The organism is Streptomyces sp. NPDC086519, assembly GCF_040686075.1.
In the GTDB taxonomy this organism is placed as follows: domain Bacteria; phylum Actinomycetota; class Actinomycetes; order Streptomycetales; family Streptomycetaceae; genus Streptomyces; species Streptomyces shenzhenensis.
The window spans coordinates 1-1,185 of record NZ_JBFBJL010000175.1; the positions used below are offsets into that span (position 1 = coordinate 1).

Annotated in this window: 2 pseudogenes; both read right to left on the reverse strand. The window is 71.2% G+C overall.

Annotation, left to right across the window (positions count from 1 at the left end):
• Positions 1-398: pseudogene (locus AB0P24_RS47910) on the reverse strand (amino acid transporter); the annotation flags it as partial.
• A 155-nt stretch (positions 399-553) separates the two neighbouring features.
• A pseudogene (locus tag AB0P24_RS47915) lies at positions 554-880 on the reverse strand (SDR family NAD(P)-dependent oxidoreductase); the annotation flags it as partial.
• Between the last annotated feature and the right edge of the window lie 305 nt (positions 881-1,185).

Here is a 1,185-nt window from a genome sequence, read left to right on the forward strand (position 1 = left end):
TCGAAGTAGATGTGCGGGATGCAGCCGGTCTCGTCCCGGACGTACAGCAGCAGCGCGGCCAGGGCGTTGGGGATGGAGGCCGACTCCAGGGTCAGTACGCGGTAGCGGTTGTGCAGGACCTCGCCGTGGACGGTGAGGCCCGCCTCGCCGTGCGGGCTCTCCTCGGCGACGCGGCGGTAGACCGGCAGGGCGCCGGCCAGGGTGACGATGACGAGCACGATGGTCGAGAAGTAGTCGACAACGGTCAGACACATCACCCGCCACCAGCGTTGACCCTGGTGAGCGGGCTCGGGCTGCGCGTGGGGTCCGGTGTGGCCGCCGCTCTTGCCCATGTCGGACAGCCCCTCCAGCATCCATGTCCGCAGGCGGCTCGGCGGGGGGTGCTCGGTCGTGGCCATCGACGTGCTCTCCTGGTGCGCAGCTCAGTGTGGGGCTCCGGGCCATCACACGGACGGCCGCACCAGCGTAAGCAGAGAGTGACGTATGGGCCTACGGGAGCGTGCTCCAAGCGCGCTAAGACTCCGTCAAGAGCGGCAGGTGCGCGACGGTCGGCTCACAGGGGTGAGCGGGGCGGTGACGAACACAGTGTGTGCGGAGCGCTGAGGAGTTGCCTGTACGGCGCCGGGGGTGTGCGTGAGGCGGCTCGGCGGGTCGAGGCGGTGGTCTGTTGCGCGTGTTCGGCGACCACCTTGTGGGCGAGGGGCTCCACCTCGTCGAGGCGGGTGAAGTCGGCCGCGTACGTGGAGAGTCGGCCGGTGGAGACGTCCGCCGTGGCGGCGAGGGTGTCGGCGGCGGTGCGGGCGTCCTCGGCGGTACGGCCGTGCAGCGGCACGGTGGCGCCGCGTCCGGCTAGCTGCCGGGCGGTCTCGTAGCCGATGCCGGAGGTTGCACCGGGGTGCGGATCGCGTCAGCGGGACACGGACGCGGACATCTCCGCACAGCGCGGCGCACGACGGGGCCGCCGAGCGGGACTCGGCGGCCGGTCGAAGAGGAGCCAGGCGCTGTTCACGTCATCCATGGAAGCCGTGTCGCACGGGCAGGGCAAGCCCGGTTCCCGTTCTCTGACGAGCCTCTGACGTGCTCATACGGCTCCTTGACGGGCGAGCCGGGAGACCACGTCTCCCGATGGGGACAGGGTCAAGGGCGTGGCAGTCGGGGTCCGTGCGGTGCCGGGGCCCCGGCACC